At 66.0% G+C, this 17852-nt stretch carries 11 protein-coding genes and 1 tRNA gene; 2 read left to right on the top strand and 10 right to left on the bottom strand.

Annotated elements, in window-relative coordinates; genetic code table 11:
• Both VFV09_06290 and VFV09_06285 read right to left on the bottom strand, forming a co-directional pair.
• Positions 1 to 1199: hypothetical protein (locus tag VFV09_06290; GenBank protein ID HEU4867317.1), on the bottom strand; the 1199-nt coding region annotated here is incomplete at its 3' end.
• A 125-nt stretch (positions 1200 to 1324) separates the two neighbouring features.
• On the bottom strand, positions 1325 to 2068 hold the full coding sequence (locus VFV09_06285) for a DUF4386 domain-containing protein (protein HEU4867316.1): 744 nt from the start codon (positions 2066 to 2068) through the stop codon (positions 1325 to 1327).
• Positions 2069 to 2137: 69 nt separating this feature from the next.
• On the opposite strand from VFV09_06285, the gene VFV09_06280 reads away from it, so the two are divergent.
• Positions 2138 to 2905 carry a TetR/AcrR family transcriptional regulator gene (locus VFV09_06280; GenBank protein HEU4867315.1) on the top strand — a complete coding sequence of 256 codons (768 nt, stop codon included), beginning with the start codon at positions 2138 to 2140 and terminating at the stop codon, positions 2903 to 2905.
• On the opposite strand, the gene VFV09_06275 is transcribed toward VFV09_06280, so the two are convergent.
• From VFV09_06275 to VFV09_06255, 5 genes are all read right to left on the bottom strand, one after another.
• Positions 2868 to 2940: transfer RNA gene (locus tag VFV09_06275), tRNA-Glu, on the bottom strand. The two genes, VFV09_06280 and VFV09_06275, sit on opposite strands and share 38 nt — an antisense overlap.
• A gap of 66 nt (positions 2941 to 3006) precedes the next feature.
• Positions 3007 to 6042 carry a hypothetical protein gene (locus VFV09_06270; GenBank protein HEU4867314.1) on the bottom strand — a complete coding sequence of 1012 codons (3036 nt, stop codon included), beginning with the start codon at positions 6040 to 6042 and terminating at the stop codon, positions 3007 to 3009.
• Positions 6039 to 9128 carry a hypothetical protein gene (locus VFV09_06265; protein ID HEU4867313.1) on the bottom strand — a complete coding sequence of 1030 codons (3090 nt, stop codon included), beginning with the start codon at positions 9126 to 9128 and terminating at the stop codon, positions 6039 to 6041. The genes VFV09_06270 and VFV09_06265 overlap by 4 nt, the downstream gene beginning before the upstream one ends.
• A 75-nt stretch (positions 9129 to 9203) precedes the next feature.
• Complete coding sequence (locus VFV09_06260) at positions 9204 to 9983, bottom strand: inositol monophosphatase family protein (GenBank protein ID HEU4867312.1); 780 nt, start codon at positions 9981 to 9983, stop codon at positions 9204 to 9206.
• Positions 9983 to 12940: an insulinase family protein gene (locus VFV09_06255; GenBank protein ID HEU4867311.1), complete on the bottom strand. Its 2958-nt coding sequence runs from the start codon at positions 12938 to 12940 to the stop codon at positions 9983 to 9985. The genes VFV09_06260 and VFV09_06255 overlap by 1 nt, the downstream gene beginning before the upstream one ends.
• Before the next feature lie 76 nt (positions 12941 to 13016).
• On the opposite strand from VFV09_06255, the gene VFV09_06250 reads away from it, so the two are divergent.
• A complete protein-coding gene (locus VFV09_06250; protein HEU4867310.1) occupies positions 13017 to 13772 on the top strand; it encodes a head GIN domain-containing protein in 756 nt (251 codons plus the stop codon).
• A 47-nt stretch (positions 13773 to 13819) separates the two neighbouring features.
• Here VFV09_06250 and VFV09_06245 read toward each other — a convergent pair whose 3' ends face one another.
• The 3 genes from VFV09_06245 to VFV09_06235 form a co-directional block, all read right to left on the bottom strand.
• Positions 13820 to 13975, bottom strand: a complete 156-nt coding sequence (locus VFV09_06245) for a GPGG-motif small membrane protein (GenBank protein HEU4867309.1) — start codon at positions 13973 to 13975, stop codon at positions 13820 to 13822.
• Positions 13976 to 14035: 60 nt separating this feature from the next.
• Positions 14036 to 14242 (bottom strand): CsbD family protein, encoded by a 207-nt coding sequence (locus VFV09_06240; protein ID HEU4867308.1) that lies wholly within the window; start codon positions 14240 to 14242, stop codon positions 14036 to 14038.
• A gap of 196 nt (positions 14243 to 14438) precedes the next feature.
• Positions 14439 to 17852: PAS domain-containing protein (locus VFV09_06235; GenBank protein ID HEU4867307.1), on the bottom strand; the 3414-nt coding region annotated here is incomplete at its 5' end.

Below are 17852 nucleotides of genomic sequence, written 5' to 3'. Positions count from 1 at the left end.
TCGCCGATGACGCCGACGAAGTCGTCGGAGTGGATTCCCCGAACGATCTCGACGCGCCGACCGATCCCGGTTGTGATCGACAGGTCCACCCCGTCGTCGGAGACGGCCGTGGCGCGGACGACGAGCGGAGTGGAAGCGACGGCCAGGTCCCGGTCGACCGAAACCGTCGGGATCGCCCCGCGGTACCAGGCCCGGGGCGCCACGTTGGGCACGTCGACGAGCGTGTGCACGACCACGCCGTCCCGTGCCAGGTCCGGCCCTAGTGGGTCAAGGCCGGCATCCCACCCGACGATCGTCCGGTACTCCACGTACACCCGGCCGGCGCCGGTTGCCGGTTCGCCCGGGGGGTGGAGGATCAGAAGGCAGTTGCCACGGGCCGCCGACGCCGGGACGATCCGGGCGGTGACGGTTCCGCCGGCCTGCGGGAAGGGGGATTCGATCACCCGGCCGGCCAGCGCCTCCGGCATCTCCACGTGAAGGGTCGCCCGGGCGACGTGCGGTCCCATCGTGAAGGCGCCGGGAAAAGGCCAGCCGGCAACGGTGGGTCCCACGAAGGTCGGCGAGGCCGAGTAGAAGGGCCCGGTGCCGAGCCAGCGGCTGCCGAACGACATGGCGGACATCATGTCGTAGGGAGACCCGTACTCCGGCCCGACGATGATGTTGGCGTCGTTCGGGTTCCAGTCCGTGCCGTTGTTATCGAGCCCGTAACTGTGCTCGAAACCCAGCACATGCCCGACCTCGTGGCTCATGAAGGTGTGGTTGCTCGACATCACCGGGAGGACCGCAACCGGCAGCCCGGCGACGGTGGCCGAGCCCCCGTCGAACGAGGCGGTCACTGTGGCCGGCTGCCCGGGCTGCCCTGCCATCGGGTTCGGCATCGTGCGGTTCCCCGGGTGGGTGAGGATGATGAGCCCGTCGAGCCCGGCCAGAGGCGGGGGATCGGGGAAGGCGGCGCGTAGGGCGTCGACCGCCGCCGTCGCCTGGGCGACCCGCCCGGTGTCCGCTCCGATCGTCACGTCGACCCACGGGAACATCGGCGAGTCGACGAAGTCGAGGTGGTTCCGGGTGGTGTTGATCCAGTACCTGAACACGGAGCGGTCGCCGGTCATGAGCATCGAGATACAGGCCTGGTCGGGGATGACCGGGACCGTGGTGTCGTGCCGGGCCCGGATGATGCCGAGACGAACGTTCTTTGCCATAGGTGCTCAATTCCGCCACACGAATAATCGGCGAAAAGAACCTATTACATTCGCCGGCTCGCAGGCGCAGAAACCGCACGCGGCGACGCCCCCGCCGTAGCAGGGGCGCCTCTATGCCGCGTTGGTTATGCGACGGCCATCTTTCGACCCGGCGCATCCGTGCGGCCGTTCGCCGACTTCGTGATCGGGCTCGGCCTGAAGCCCTTCCAGGCTGCGTAGACCCCGAGCGACATTTCCCAGGCGATCTCGGGAGCCGCCAGCAGGAATGCGAACCCGGAGCTGTTTTCGTAGACCCCGAACAGGATCAGCACGAACGAGGCGATCAACATCGGGCCGCCGACCAGGCCCAGCATCGCCATGCGGCGAGGCACCAGACCCGAGCGGTACATCAGGTAGCCCAGAACCAACCCGTTGCCGAAACCGACCACCAGGCCGGGGCCGAACAGGAACGCCCACTCGTAGGTGGAGACCAACAAACTGCCCTGCGCGGTCAAAGCGGCGGCGGCGGCTCCGGTGGCGCCGGCCAGAGAGTTGCTCACGGTAACGATCGACACGATGCTGATGAGGCCGACCAGGATGAAGACAGATTCGATGATCCGGGCGACGACGTACCCCATCGCCAGGCCTTCGCTCTGCCGCTTGACGATGGGGTAGAGCACCACGGCGGTGCCGACGTTGGTGACGATCAGCAGGAACTCGAGAATTGCGCCGAGGTACAGGCTCGTGTTGTTGCCGGCGCCGGGGATGAAGCGCATGTCCTCCCAGCTCGCCCCGAGCCCGTTTACGAAGAACAGCCGGGCTCCGATGGAGGTTATGAAGGTGGCTATGAACAGCCAGCCGAAGATCCGTGCGGTCCTTTGAGTCTCCACTGCCTTTTCCTTTCGATCGAGTTCCAACAGCTCCTGGACGTTGCGTACGGTGTACGCATGGGGTAGAGTATGCGTACACCGTACGCATGTCAAGCGGCAATTAGAAAAATCTTTCGGAAGGGGCAAGAATTGGCTCAACGAGTGAAGAACCACCGGACCTCTCTTACCAGGGAGCGGATAGTCGAAGCTGCGGTCGCACTGGCGGAGTCCAAGGGGTTCGACTCACTTAGCATGCGCAACCTCGCAGCCGATCTCGGCGCGGCGCCTATGGCTCTGTACCGGCACGTAACCCATAAGGACGACCTGGTCGACGGCATGGTCGACGCCGTGTTCGCCGAGATGTACCCCCCCGCCATAGGCGGAGATTGGAAGGCCGAGTTGCGAAAGCGCGGGGCCTCGGCGCGCGCCGCCCTGCAGCGGCACCGCTGGGCGGTCGGGCTGATGGAGTCCCGCCTGCACCCCGGACCGGCGAGTGCCGTCCACCACAACGCCACGATGGGGTGCCTCCGAGAGGCGGGGTTCCCCTTCCGGGAGGCGGTGCACGCCTACAACCTGCTGGACTGCTTCACCTACGGTTTCGCCCTCCAGGAGCAGACGATCCCGTTCGAGACTCCGGAGGAGTCCGGCGAGGTGGCGAAGACCACGGTGGGCGAAAGAGGTGACGAATTCCCGTATCTCGCCGAGGTCGTGGAGGAGCTCGGGATGAGGGGCTACGACTACACGGAGGAGTTCGAGTTCGGCCTCGAGTTCATTCTCGACGGGCTCGAACGATTGAAGTCATCCGGTGTGAACCCAGGAGTGCCCCCAACGGGATTCGAACCCGTGTTGCCACCTTGAAAGGGTGGAGACCTAGGCCGCTGGTCGATGGGGGCCTCATTGCGGCCGCGAAGAGCGCGGGCCTCAAAAGCGTATCAGGCGCAGCGGCGGACTAGGTCCGGCTAACCCCGAACGCCGAGGCTGTGTAATCCGCCGGCCGAAACCCGTACGACCTTGCCGGCGCCCGAAGCCACGGTAGGAATACGCTGGTCGACGGTGTTGCCGTTGCCCACCTGCCCGAATCCGTTCCAGCCCCAGCCCAACGCGCTGCCGTTGGACGCTGCGAGGCTGTGGAACATGCCGGCGGAAACATCGGTCGCTCCGGACGCGGTGATCTGCTTGGGGGAAAGCCGGTCGACCGCTGTGCCGTCGCCCACCTGCCCGAACCCGTTGTAACCCCACGCCAGCGTGGCGCCGCCCCGGGTTCTGGCGAGCGTGTGGAGGTAACCGGCTGAAACCTGGACAAAATCGCCGGCCGCAGTGAGCCTGACGGGGACCCTGCGATCGACTGTGGTGCCGTCGCCCAGCTGTCCGAACACGTTCCACCCCCACCCCCACGCCCTCCCGAGACCGTCCACGCCTCCACTATGGAAGCCGCCGGCGGAGACACCGAGCGCGTTGCTTATTGTCGAAACTTTGACCGGATGGTGGCGATCGATGGTGGTTCCGTCGCCCAACTGGCCCAGCGCGTTGTAGCCCCAGCTCCAGACGGTCCCGTCACGTTTCGCCATCAGGCTGTGCAGGGCACCGGCCGACACCGAGGCCGCACCGGTGAGACTGTTGACGCGGGTGGCGGTGGACGAATCCACGGTCGACCCGTTCCCGAGCTGGCCGTATCCGTTCCACCCCCAGGAGTAGACGAATCCCTCCTCGGTCAAGGCCACGCTGTGAAGCATTCCCGCAGAAACCGCCACCACCTTCCGCAGGCCGTACACCTGAACCGGGGTAGGTCGATCGGTTGTCGTCCGGTCGCCCAGGGCTCCGGTGGCGTTGTAGCCCCAGCTCCACACGGTCCCGTCCGACTTGAGCGCCAGGCTGTGATAGGTGCCGGCCGAAACCTGGGTTACGCCGGTCAACCCGGCCGGGGTGGACGGAGACAAACCGGACCCCGCGACACCGACGGCGCCCAAACCGTTGTACCCCCAAGCCACGGCGGGCTGGGGCGCCGGAGTTGGAGGCGGGGCTTTGGGCGTCAGGAGGACGAGGCCACCCCCTCCGGTGCCCGCTAATCCCTTTCCGGTGTCCACGATGTTGTACAGGTGCAGGCCCGCCGGCATCTGGAACGTCGAGATGAGACGAAACTCCTTCAGGTCGTACTCCTCGACCACGCCCCAGAAACGGCTGAGGAATCCGCGTCCCAGAGCGGGGATCGCAACAAAGCTGTCTGCCTGAATCAGCCCGTTGGGGTCCGTGCCGGCATCGAACCGCCCGAGCCGCTCGGCCCGAACCGGGTCGACTGCATCTCCCTGGGTGGAGTAGGCAATCCCGTCGGTGATCGTGAGGTTGCTGGTGGTAGTCATGATGTCGCGGAACGTCGCCTCCATATGGACCCCGGACTCGTCGACGGTCATCCGCCGAAAACGGCCTCCCCAATCGACTCCGTAGAGGTTCCCGGCATCTCCGAAGGCCAGGTCTTCAGGACCGCTTTGGACTTTGGTCCGCCCCACCTGCACCCCGTTCCGGTATAGGGAGATGCCCGCATCCCAATCCAGCATGCCTTCTTCGTGCAGCACAACCGCCACCGTGTTGCGATCCCCGGGCATCACCGCGATATCGGTTGCCGCAACAAACGGCGTATGGCCGAGGGAGAAGGTCTTGATAACGCTGAAGGTCGAGAGGTCGATCTGCTTGATCTGCCCTGTGCGCTCGATGCCGACGAACAGGCGGGAGTGGTCGTCACTGAGAGCGATGGGCCCCGGCCAGTTGCCGAGGACAATGCTTTTTACAACCTCGCCCGTTTGCGGGTGGACGGCCAACAGACTGTGCGGATCGGTCTCGGCGTGGCCGGCAGTGGTGACGTAGAGCAGGTCACGGACCTTGTCGTATGCCATGTCGTTGACCTTCATGGGAACCTGGTGCACCTGCCAGCCTGCGATCTTGCTCGGGGGCGCCGGGGGAATCTGAACGGGTTCCCCTCCGACGTTCGGGCCGAGTACGAAGACAGCGTCCTTGGCCGCCACCACGAGGCCGTCGCCTGTTGCAACGAACGCATTGGCCTCCGCAGGTAGCTCCGCAAAGGTGCGGGCGGCGACCTGGCCCGAGGTGGTCGAGTCGAAGATCGAGACGTTTTTACCCGACAGGAATGAGACCTGGGACCTCGCCGGGTGGACCTCCACCAGCTTGCCGTTGTCTACGGGAAGCCCCGGGACCGTGAGCCCGGTGACGGCATCCACCACCAAGCCCGAGGAGTAGTACAGCTTGCCCGCCATGAAGCGAAAGTCGACGGCCTTTTTGGGTGTGGGCTCCTGCCGGTAGCCGGTGCGCCGGATGCCCGAAGCATCGACCGCGTAGCGAAGCATCGAGTAGTAACCGTTGTGGTCCCTGAAGCCCATGATCTCGGACGGGCTTACGAATTCCATGCGATCGGTGTCGGTCTGGTCGTCGGTGTGGCTGGGCAACTGGACACCGTCGACGAAGATCCAAATCCCCTCGTGGCCGAAGATGCGATCTGACAGCACGACGGCTACCGCGTCGTTCCGGCCGGGCAGCGGTTCGATTTCCTCGGGGAACAGCGGCCCGTTGACCCCCGTGTCCGGCCCGGTGGCGAAGGATAGCGCCACTGCGAACGTCGAAAGGTCCACCTTGACGACCCGGTTGGCTCCGCCCAGCCCGACGTAGGCGAACGCGCCGTCGTCGGTGACTGCCAACTGTTTTGGTTCGCTTCCGACGAACACGCGCCGTCCGAGCGTCCCGGTGTCGGGGTCGATCTCGACCAGCATGTTGCCGAGCGACGGATGGCTCGAACGGACTGTGACCAGTACCTTGTTGCGGAGCTCGTCGTATGCGGAATCATGTGCGGGCAGGGGGACGGACTTGATCGCCCAGGCTTCGAGTGCGGGTGCGGCGGCCGGCTCGGCCGCATGGGCAAGCGGCTGCAGCAGCGTCGTCACCAGGAGGGCGAGAAGGCCTGCGGCCGGTGTGGATCGGGTGCGCCTCACGGCCTGCGCACCCCGAGGCTGTGCAGGCCTCCGGCAGAGACCTGAGTGACCATCCCCGTGCGGGGATTCCACGCCTTCATCAGTGAGTCCTTGGTGGTGCCGTCACCCAGCTGGCCATAGGCGTTCCACCCCACCGCAACGGCGTACCCTCGGCTCATGAAGAGGCTGTGAAACAGGCCGGCGGAGACGTTCTCCTGCAGCGATCCGGTGAACTTTGGGGAGCGCCGGTCGATCTTGGTACCGTCGCCCAGCTGGCCAAACCCGTTGTACCCCCAGCCGTAGACCAGGTCGTTGACCGATCTGCTCAGCGAGTGCACGTAGCCGGCGGAGATGTTCTCGATCGCGAGGTACTCGATCTGGATCGGCAGTTTGTGGTCTACGGTCGTGCCGTCGCCCAGCTGCCCGAAGGCGTTCCATCCCCATGCCCAGACCTGATTACGATTGTTGAGGGCCAGGCTGTGGAAGCCGCCGGCGGAGATCTCGGTGATGCTTTGTGGACCTACCACCTGCACCGGCCGGAGCCGGTCGACGGTGGTGCCGTCTCCAACCGCCCCCAGGCCGTTGTAACCCCAACCCCAGGCGGTGCCATCGGACCTGGTTGCCAGGCTGTGCAGGGCGCCGGCCGATATCGAGGTGACGTTGGCGAGCCCGGTGATCTGCGCCGGGCGCTTGAGATCGGCGCTCAACCCGTTCCCGAGTTGCCCATAGGGGTTCCATCCCCAGGCCCAGACGGTGCCGTCCGACTTGAGGGCCAGGCTGTGCATCATGCCGGCGGAGACCGCGACCATCCCGGTCAGCCCGGCGACCTGGACCGGGGTCCTGCCGTCGGTGACTGTTCCGTCGCCCAGCTGCCCGACTCCGTTGTAGCCCCAGCTCCATACGGTGCCGTCTGTTTTCAGGGCCAGGCTGTGATAGGTGCCGGCGGAAACCTGGGTCACGCCGGTCAGCCCGGCGGGGGTCGCCGGCTCCATGTCCGCCGGCCCGCCGGCCCCAAGCGCTCCGAAGCCGTTGTATCCCCAGGCGACCGCCGGCTGGCCCGGCGTGGGGGGCGGCGCCGGAGAGCCTTTCGGCACCAGAAGGGTCAAATCGCGCCCACCGAGCGCCAGTCCGCTGCCCGTAAAGACGATCGCAGAAACTCCGAAGTCGATTCCCGGTACCTGGGTCGTGCCCACCAGGCGCATCTGGTTGAGGTCGTACTCCTCTATCGACCCGTTTGAGGTCGAGGTGAACACCCTGGTCCAGGGGGGCACGGCCTCCACTGCCGTGCCGCCGGTCTGCGACCAGTTTCGCGGTGGGGTGAAGGCATCCAGGTGCCCGATCAGCTCGGGGCGTGCCGGGTCGAGGATGACGCCACGGGGGGAATAGACCCTTCCGGCGGTCAGGTCCATCTTGCCCACGTAGGAGGGCAGCAGGTAATCGGTGGTCCTGTTCATCCGGGCGCCGGTGCCGTCGACCTTGATCTCGTGGAACTCGAAGCCCGACACCTGGGTGTTGGTTGCGTAGATTGTGGCCGGGTCGGCGAACTCAATTTGATCGGCCCACTCGGCGAAGCTCTTCGCAACCGCGGGGAGCTTGATCCCTTCCTTGAAGATCGCCACCCCCTCATGCCCGGAGCCGCGGCCCATCGCCGGGTTGGCCAGGGTTATGGCCACGGTGCCGGTGGTGCCCGGCATGACCTCGATGTCCTCGGCAACGACAAAGGGCGCGGATCCGAGCGGGAAGGTCTGGGTGACCAGGAAGGTGTTCAGGTCGACGCGGTTGACCTTGCCGCCCTCGTGCACCGAGACGTAGAGGGTCGACCGGTCATCCGACATGGCAAGCCACTCGGGCCGGCGGCCCATCGGGAGGTTGGCAAGAACCTCGCCGGTCTGAGGGTCGAGTGCGAGCAGCTGATTGGCTTTGGGAGATGTTCCGTCGGGCACCGTTGCGTAGAGGCGGTTGCGGGTCTCGTCGTACAGAAGATCGGTTGCTGCGAATCCCAGCTGGCGGCTCATCAGCCCGGCGAGCTTACTCACGGGTCCTGCAGGCGCAGCCACGGCACCCCCTGCCACCGAAGGACCGAGCAGCAGGACCTCTTTATCCGAAAGCACTGCGTATCCGTCGCCGGAGGAGACGAGCCCGTTCACGTATTCGGGTATCGACGGGAACGTCCGCGCCCCAAGGAAGTCCCCGGATTCAGTTTCAAAGATCGAGATCGCCGAGCTCTTGTCAAGGAAAGCCACCCGGTCGATCTCCGGATTTGGCTCCACCGCCTGCGGCCGATCGAGATAGAAGTTGTGAACCGCATCGAGGGTGGAGGCGTCGATTACCCGGCCACCGGCGCCGTAGACCCGCCCGCCGGCAAACTCAATGTCGGCGAAGAACCCGCGGATGGCGGTTTCGTTCTCGGCAACGAGGTGAACGCCGGAATCGTCGAGCGACAACGTGGTCAGCTTGTAGTCCGTGCTCTCGTCGTTGTATCCGACGAGACTGTCCGCGTCGGTGAACTCGATTCTCAACGCCCTGTCGTCCGATTCCGTGTGCGCCGGAAGGGCGACGCCGTTTCGGAAGGCCCACACTCCCCGGTGCCTGGTGGTGAACCCCGGGACCTGAAGCGAGACGACGACGGTGTCGTTTCGTCCCGGAACGGCCTCGATGTCCTCCGGAAACATCGGGCCGTTGAAATGGATGGAGCCGGTGGAGAAGGAGTCCGCAACGCTGAAGGTAGCCAGGCTGACCCTTACGATCCGGTTGGTTCCCCCCAGGCCGATGTACGCCGTGGTGCCGTCGTCGGTCAGAGCGATTTCTTCGGGGTCACTGCCTACGAAGACCTTCCGGCCGATGGCGCCGGTACGTGGATTCATCTCTATGAGCATGTTGCCCAGGGATGTGTGTTTGGAGGGCACGGTGACCATCAGGACCCCTCGCCCTGAGTCGAACACCGCATCGTTGGCCGGGACGCCGGTGGACTTGAAGTTCCAGAAATTTATCCCGGCGGGAGTTCCGTTCGCTCCTGCTGCGGTCGGCGCAAGGGGAAGCGCCACGAGGCAGAGCGCCAGGACCGCGAACAAACGAAGTCGAAAGCCGGGTCCCCGCGATATAGACATCGCTGTCCTATCGGCAGAGTGCGGGGGAACTTAAGGGGCAATGGCAATTTCAGGAAAATAGTTTCCCGAACTAGCTCAGGACAGCCGGGCCACGAGGTCGTCGTGCAGCAGGCCGTTGGTGGCCATGAAGCTGCCGTCACCGCTTTTGTAGTTGGTAATGCGCGACTCCGGATACGGCTCGCCGGCGAAGGTGGACGCCCGGCCCCCGGCCTCGCTGAGGATCACCTCCAAAGCTGCTACGTCCCAGATGTTGAGATTTGGCTCCAGCATCACCTCGGCCGCTCCCTTGGCCACCAGCATGTAACCCCAGAAGTCCCCGAAGCCCCGGTCCCGCCGGCAGTCCTGGAAGATCCGGTCCAGCTGCTCCCGGTAGCCCCGCTTGCGCATCCGCCGGTAGGAGCCGATGCAGACCACCGCGTCGGCCATCGCATCGACCTTGCTCACCTGGATCGGCTTTCCGTTCATGCGGGCGCCGTCGCCGGTGGCGGCGTCGTACAGCTCTCCCAGCGCCGGCGCACTCGCGACCCCCACCTCGGTGCGGCCGTTGACCCTCAGGGCGATCAACGTCCCGAAGATCGGGATGCCGGAGGCGTAGTTGTTGGTGCCGTCGATAGGGTCGACGATCCAGATCGGAGCGCCGGCGTCCCCCTCCAGGCCGGTCTCCTCGCCGAGGATCGCGTGAGACGGGAACTGCTCCCGGATCCGCCGGCGGATGAGCTGCTCGATCTCCTTGTCGGCCACCGTGACCAGTGACCCATCCCTCTTCACCGAGGTCTCCGGGTCCCGGTCGAAGTACTTCATGGAGATCTCGTCGGCCGCCCCGGCGAGCTCCAGGGCGAAAGTTAATTCATCCACTAGATGGGGCTGACTTCGTAGAGGTCGCCCAGCTCCTTGTTGGCTTCCTCGATCTTGGCCGGGTTCGTGACGCAGGCCAGCGCGAAGTCGCCTTCGGTCAGGTACTTGGCCGCCACCCGGCGGATGTCGTCGACCGTCGCCGACAGCAGCCCCCGCTTGAACGCCGCCTTCTGCTCCAGCGTGTAGCCGGCCAGGTCGTCGAAGAAGCGGCTGCGCCCCTTGGTGTCGGGGGACAGCAGCGGGTCGACCGCAGCGCACGAGGCCAGAATCGCCTCCTTCAGGTCGTCCGGCGTGACGGTGAGCGACGGGTCGGTAATCGCCTCCACCGCCCTGTCCCACACCTCCAGGGTGCGGACGATGTGCGGGTCGCGGTAGGTCAGGAACGAGAAGTACCCGGTCTCACGGCCGAAGTTGGCCGACGCCCCGTAGGCGCCGCCCTTCTCCCGGATCTCCCTGAGCAGATATTTGTCGTCCAGGTAGTTCGCCAGCACCATCAGCGCCGGCGCGTCCGGGTGGGAGAACCCGACGACCTTGCGGACCTTGGCGTTGTAGGCGACCGGCACCGAGGTGGTCCTGGCCTGGTGGGGACCGCGCCGGAACGGCTCCTTGGCGGAAGCGACGCCCGCAACTCCCGCAGGCAGCGCGGACAGCACCTCTCCCAGCAGCTCACGCAGCTGGGGTATCGCAGGCTCCTCGGCGGTCACACAGATGCTGATACGGGTCCCGGAGTTGAACAGCGCGTCCCGGATCCGTTCGTAGGAGGCGATGACCCCCTGCAGCTCGTCCTCGGAGAGGGCGGAGAGGGCCTTCAGCTTGCCGACCACGCTCAGGCCGTTGACCCGCTCCTCGAGGCTGCCGAACTCGCTGAGCGCGGACAGGGCCAGCTTCTGGGCGAACATGTGGCCGGCCTGCAGGATCTGCGGCTCCAGACGCCCCTTCTGTTGAGCGATCAGGTCCTTCAGGCGGGCCGGCTCGAAGTAGAGGCCGGTAAGAAGGTCCCGAACGATGTCCATGAACGGCTGGTGGTTCCGGGAAAGCGCCTTTCCGGAAACCGCAAACGAGCGCCGCATCGGGGCTTCCTGCGAGAGCGGCACCCGGATCATCGGGGCGGCGCCGATGCCGCCGGTGTAGGTCTCGATCCGGGCGGCCATCGTCAGGTAGTCGTCCGACCCTGCGCCCGACCGGGTGGCCGCGAAGGCGAAGGGTGAGAGCAGGTCGATCAGGTCGTCGTCCAGGTTCGTGAAGTCGAACCTCAGGTCGACGTAGCTGATCCCGTTTGTGGGCTGGGGGAAGAACCCGACCTTCGCGCCCGCGATCTCCTCGATGGTGTGAGGGATGTCCTCGAAGGTCATCGGGATGTCACTCAGCTCCAGCGTCGGCAGCACCGAGAGGTCCTGCTTGGCGTCCTGCAGCTCGACCAGCTTCAACGACTCCTCGACGATCGTGGTCTTCTGCTCGGCGGTCAGGCTCTCCTCGATCTTCGCCAGCTTCTCCAGCTCCTCCTGCTCGGCCAGCTGGACCATCTCCTGGTCGGGGGCGAGCAGGATGCGGCTGCGGTGCGGGTTGTCGACCAGCCAGCGGCGGATCAGGTTCTCCAGGTATGGCCCCTTGGCCCGCTCCTCCTGCAGCTGCCTGAGGTCCTCGTCGAACATCAGCGCCCGGTAGGGGTCGCCGCCGTGGACGTAGGCGGCCTCGAACCGGTCGAACAGCCTAAGGCCGTAGGGGGACCCGGAGTTGCTGACCTCCCGGCGCTCGAGCTCCAGGCGGTGGATCGCAGCGTCGACCTGCTCGGTGTCCAGGCCCTCCTGGGCCAGGCGGGTCAGGGTGTCCAGGATCAGTGCCTCGACCTTCTCCACGTCCTCCTTCTTTACGTCCTTCAGGCCGGCGCCGAAGACGCTCTGCTTGGCGTACGCGAGGAAACCGCTGAGGTCGTTGAGGGCGCTGCCCAGCCCGGAGTCGATCAGGGCCTTGCGCAGAGGCGATGCTGCGTTGGCCAGCAGCACCCGCTCCAGGATCTCAAAGCTCAGGACCTCGAACGAGTTGCTCGAAGGCACCGTGGCCCACGCGACCAGCACCTGGTACTTGCCGTCCGGCTCCTCCTGGTCGGCAAGGGGGTAGCTCTCGGTGAGCTCGGCCGGCGCCGTGAACGGCTTCTGGTCCGGGATGTCTACGTCGGGGTCGACGGCGGTGAACCGGGTCAGCACCTGGCTGGAGATCTGGCGAAGGGTCTCCTCCAGCTTCAGGTTCCCGTAGGTGTAGAAGAAGGCGTTGGACGGGTGGTAGTGGCGGGCGTGGAAAGCCCTCAGGTTCTCCCACGTCAGGTTGGGGATCTCCTTGGGGTCGCCGCCGGAGTTGTAGGCGTAGGTCAGGTCCGGGAACAGGGCCCGCCCGGCGGCCCGGAACAGGATGGCGACCGGGTTGGCCATCGCCCCCTTCATCTCGTTGAAGACCACCCCCTTGAACCGCAGGCCGGAGGTGGGGTCGTCGCCCTGCTCGAACTCCAGCCGATGGCCCTCCTGCTTGAAGCTGAGCTCGGCCAGTCGCGGAAAGAACACCGCATCCAGGTACACCGACATCAGGTTCCGGTAATCCTTGGAGTTGCGGGAGGAGTAGTAGTAGCTGGTGGCGTCCGAGCTGGTCGAGGCGTTCATGTACGTCCTGAGCGACCGGGGGTTCATCGAGAAGAACACGTCCTTGACCGGGTAGCTCTCGGAGCCCGACAGCGCCAGGTGCTCCAGGATGTGCGGCACCCCGGTGGAGTCGTTGGGCGGGGTCGGGAGCATGACGACGAAGGCGTTGTTGTCGTCGGGGACGGCAATGTGGATGTGGCGGGCGCCCGTGCCCTGGTGGCGAAGCTCGTAGAAGGTGCCGTGGAGGTAGGGAACCGGCTCCACCCGCTCGACGAGGTAACCCTCGAGTACGGTGCCTGCGGCGATGGTGGTGTCGACTGAGCTCAAGTTTGGGTCCCCCAGGTGAGTGGCGCGGGCGGAGGCCAGTTTAAGGCACCTCTGTTAAGTCGTAGAGTTGAGGTCCATGGAGCGAAAGCGGCGCAACGTCCTGGCCTGCCTGCTGGCAGGGCTCGTGCTGCCTTCTTGCACGCTCATCTCGGGCTCCGACAGTGAGCCCACACCCGGGGCGACCGCCTCCGGGTCGACCTCCAGCTCATCCTCCAGCTCTTCCAGCAGCTCGGGCTCCGGTGAGAACGTCACCGGCTCGGGAAATCTGAAGTCCGAGGAGCGCCCGGTGAGCGGCTTCGACCGGGTCTCGATCCAGGGGATAGGAGACCTCCAGATCGAGCAGTCCGGAGAGGAGTCGCTGACCATCGAGGCCGAGGACAACCTGCTCCCGCTGCTCGTCTCGGAGGTCGAGGGCGGCCGGCTGAAGCTCGGCATCCGTCCGAACTCGAGCATCAGCGCCACCAAGCCCATCGTCTACCGGCTCAAGGTGAAGACCTTGAACGGGATCGACGGCTCGGGCAGCGTGACGATCGATGCGGTTGGGCTCGACGCCGACCGGCTGGAGGTCGGGCTGTCGGGGACCGTCAAGAGCGTTCTGGCCGGCAGAGCGACGGCGCAGATCGTGACGATCTCCGGGGCGGGCGGGTTCGACGGGCGCGCTTTGACCGGCCGCACCGCCGAGGTCGAGGTTTCCGGGACCGGCCGGGCTGTGGTCAACGTCTCCGACGAGCTGAGAGCCCGGGCGAGCGGAGCGTCGAGCATCGGGTACCTGGGGGGCCCGGAGGTCGACCAGCAGACCAGCGGCGTCGCCAGGGTCGAGAAGACGGCATAAAAAAGAGGCTGCCCGAAGGCAGCCTCTTTTTTAAGTTGTGGTGCTGGTTATACGGCTCGACGGTTGAAGATGCTCCATCCGCCGGGGCCTACGGCCGCTGCGAGTACCAACAGGATGATTCCCCAGAGCAGTGCTCCGTTGAGAATCTGCATGACGCCAAGAATGGCGAGAACAACTGCGATGATCCAAAGAACGGTTCCCATTACGTTTCTCCTTATCCGGTGTGACCGACCAGCTAGTTGACTTACCGAGTGATGAGTGTGTTACCGAAGGGCGTCGCGAATTCCGTCCTTGGCGTCGTCGATAGCGTCCTTGGCGTCGCCGAGGCCCTCTTTTAGCCCACCCTTGGCTTGGTCCATCCGTCCTTCGGCTGCCAGGTCGGGATCGTTGAAGGTTTCGCCGGCCATCTCTTTGATCTTGCCGCCGGCCTTGTCGGTCTTGCCATCCACCTTGTCGTCGAACGAATCCACAGGGCTCCTCCTTAGCGCCGAGGGTGCATCCGTTATGCACCTTGATGTTGCACACAATCTGTACCCCTGGAGAAATGGTTCCAAACGGAATTTCGACCGCTCTGAGCGGCGTAGGTCGCACCTAGAGTGTCCGTTTTGGGCCGTGGCGCGAATGCCCGATTCGTGACGGCGAACGAGAGTGTTAGAGCCTCCTGGGCTAGGAGGCCAGACCGAGCTCCTCGGCCAGAGCGGCCTTCACCTGGACGAACTCCTCGTCCAGCTGGGAGAGAGTCCCCACGGCCGAACCCGGATCCTCCCCGGTCCACGGCTCAAGGGATTCGCAGAGTCCGGCCATCCTTTCGGCGCCGATATTGCGGGAGCTTCCCTTGAGGGTGTGGGCGTTGCGCCCCACCGCGGAGACGTCCCCGGCAACAACGCTCGAGCGCAACTCCACCAGTCGCTGCTCGGTGTCCTCGATGTAGGCCGAGATCACCTCACGCAGGAAGCTCCCATCTCCGTCCCGGTCCAGCTGTCTCAGGTCGTTCAGCACCTTGGAGTCCAGGGGCCGGTCGCCAGGGCCGGCATTCTGGCGGGCCGGGCGCGCCTGCGGGCGGGAGCTGGTCAGCTCCTCGAGCAGGGCCCCGAGCGCCTGCGGGTTCAAAGGCTTGGACAGGTAGGCATCCATTCCGGCTTCGAGGCACCTCTCCCTGTCGCCGGCCATGGCCGAGGCGGTGAGGGCGACGATCGGGGTTCGGCTCACCGGCCCTCGCATGCGGCGGATCCGCCCGGTGGCCTCGTACCCGTCCATCACCGGCATGAGGCAGTCCATGAGGATCACGTCGGGCTGCGCGGACGCGGCCATCTCAACCGCCTCGGCGCCGTTGGTCGAAAGGGTGACCTTGTAGCCCAGCTTCTCGAGCATTCCGGTGGCGACAAGCTGGTTCACGTACGAGTCCTCCACCAGCAGGACCCGCCCGGCGGCCGGTACCGGCTCAGAGCCGTTGCTGCCGGTGAGGTGCCTGCCCGCCGGCAGCTTGTGTGCCGCTGCGGCGAGGGGGACCTCGAACCAGAAGGTGCTGCCGACGTCGGGCAGGCTGTCGAAGTCCAGCTTGCCCCCCATCAGCTCCACCAGCTGAGAGGAGATCGCCAGGCCCAGTCCCGTGCCCCCGAACCGGCGGGTGGTGGAGGCGTCGGCCTGGACAAACGGGTCGAGCAGGGTCTTGCGGGCTTCCGGTTCGATGCCGATCCCGGAGTCGGTGACCTCGAAGCGGATCAGCCCGTTGGGTCGTTTGGTGACGGTCACCGCTACCCGCCCGGAGTCGGTGAACTTGACCGCGTTGCTCGTCAGGTTGGTGAGGACCTGCCTCATCCGCACCGGGTCGCCGACCACCCACTGGGGCACCTCGGGAGATATCTCGACCGACAGGTTCAGGCCCTTCTCCTGGGTCGCAGTGAGGAACAGGGAGGCCGTGCCGTCGACCACCTGGTGGAGGTCGAAGTCGATCTTTTCCAGCTCGAGCTTGCCCGCTTCGACCTTCGAGAAGTCGAGGATGTCGTTGATGATCTCCAGCAGGCTGGTCCCCGAGTCCTTCAGTGCGAGCAGGTAGCGGCGCTGGTTGGGGGTGAGCTTGGTGTCGAGGAGCAGGTGCGCCATGCCGAGCACTCCGTTCATCGGGGTGCGGATCTCGTGGCTCATGGTGGCCAGGAACTGCGACTTGAGCCGGGATGCCTCCACGGCCTGGTCCATGGCGGCCCGGGCCCGGTCCTCGCTGACCCGGAGGGCGTCCTCCACCCTCTTCTGCTCGGTGACGTCCTGGGCCACCCCGAGCATACGTTCGGCCTTCCCGGAGGCTCCGAGAATGACCTCGCCGCGGCAGTGGAGCACCACCGTGTGGCCGTCGGGCCTCACCAGGCGGTGCTCCATCTCGAAGTCGCCGCCGCCTTTCAGCGCGTCGCCCAGAATGGCCTGGACCCGGTCTGCGTCCTCCGGGTGAAGCCGGTCGCGGTAGGCGGCGATGGTGCCGGAGAACGACTCCTTTGGAATCCCGAAGATCTCGTAGAGCTCGTCGCTCCAGTCGAGCGCGTCGTTCTGTACATCCCACTGGAAGCTGCCGAAGTGGCCGATGCGTTGGGCTGCGGCCAGCTGCGCCTGGCTGAGCCGGAGGGCCTCTTCGTCCCGCCGCCTCTCGGCCTCCATCGCCTTTCGTTCGGATACGTCGCGGGTGTTCAGCACCACTCCGTGGACGCTGGGGTCGTCGACCAGGTTCGTCATGGTCGTCTCGGTCTCCCGCCAGCTGCCGTCGCTCGCCCGGAGGCGGCACTCGAGCATCGCGTGGCTGCGCCCTTCGGCGAGCATCGCCTCGATTTCGTCGCTCACGGCGGCCGCCTCATCCGGGTGGACCCAGGCCGACAGGCGGGATCCCATCATCTCCTGGGGGCTCAGGCCGAAAATCCGCTGGACCGAGGAGGACTGGTACTCGATGAGGCCACGGGGGCCGACGATGCTGATGACGTCACTGGAGTTCTGCGCCAGGGAGGTGAACCGGGCCTCGCTGCCGGCCACCTGGTCGAGCGCCGCACCGGCCAGGGTGGCGATGAACGAGGCCAGCTGGACCTCCTCCCGACCGAACAGGCCGCCGACCTGGGAGTGGGTGACGTAGAAGCAGGCTTTGGTGAAGCCGTCCTTGGCGGCGATCGGGGCGCAGAGAACCGAGCGGACCCCGGAGAACACCAGGCTTTCGGTTGCGTCCATCTCGTCGCCGAGGTTGACCACCACCGGGCCGCCTTCGTCGATCGCCCGCTCCACCATGGTGCGGCTGAGGTGCTCCAGGTTCTCCAACCCCATGAGGGAGCCGGAAGCCCGCCCGTGCATGTCGACAACCGCGCACTGCTCACCTCGCAACAGGCTGATGGCTGCCTCCTGGACCGCCCGGTAGACGCCCTCCGGCTCGGACTGGGAGGCGATCGAGCGACCCATCTCCAGCAGGGTGCTGAATCGATCGGCCAGCGAGAGGGTGTCCAACTGGTCGGGAACAGCCGGCGCAGACACCGCGCGCAGCTCCTTGACCAGCGCCTCTCCGGCCTTGAGATCTTTTTCGGCCCCGGCCCAGCCCAGCGGCACTCCCACTCGCCCGATCGCCCGCAGGGTCTCCGCCTCCTCGTACCTTGCCGATTGGGAGCGGGCCACGGAAAGGCTGTTGGAAAGCAGCCGCCGGGCGGCCCTGGGGCGGCCGTCCAGCGCGGCGATCAGACCCTGCTCGCGCAGGGCGTGCGGAAGGTTGTTGCGGAAGCTCCGGGCGATTACCGAGGCCCTGAACCCAACTGCGACTGCGTGCCTCATCTGTTTGCGCGGCACCGCGCTGTGGGCCGAGATCAGCTCGGCCTTGATCCTGAGGGCGGTGGCGAGCCAGGGGAGGATCGGGGCAACGTACTCCTGCCTCAATCCGGCTTTGCGGACGATCCGCCGTGCGGACTGCAGGACCTCGATAGCCTTGTCGACTTCGCCGGCGCCGAGCAGGCGTACCGCCTCGGCCAGGTGGACCTCGGTGTTGGTGCTGGCGTCCTCCAGGTCTCCCCGCTCCAGCTGTGCCCGGATGAGCTCGGCCGGCACCTGGCCGTTGGACGCCCGGGC

The organism is Actinomycetota bacterium (assembly GCA_035759705.1).
In the GTDB taxonomy this organism is placed as follows: Bacteria; Actinomycetota; CADDZG01; order JAHWKV01; family JAHWKV01; genus JAJCYE01.
This window is presented reverse-complemented; position numbering and strand designations above follow the sequence as displayed.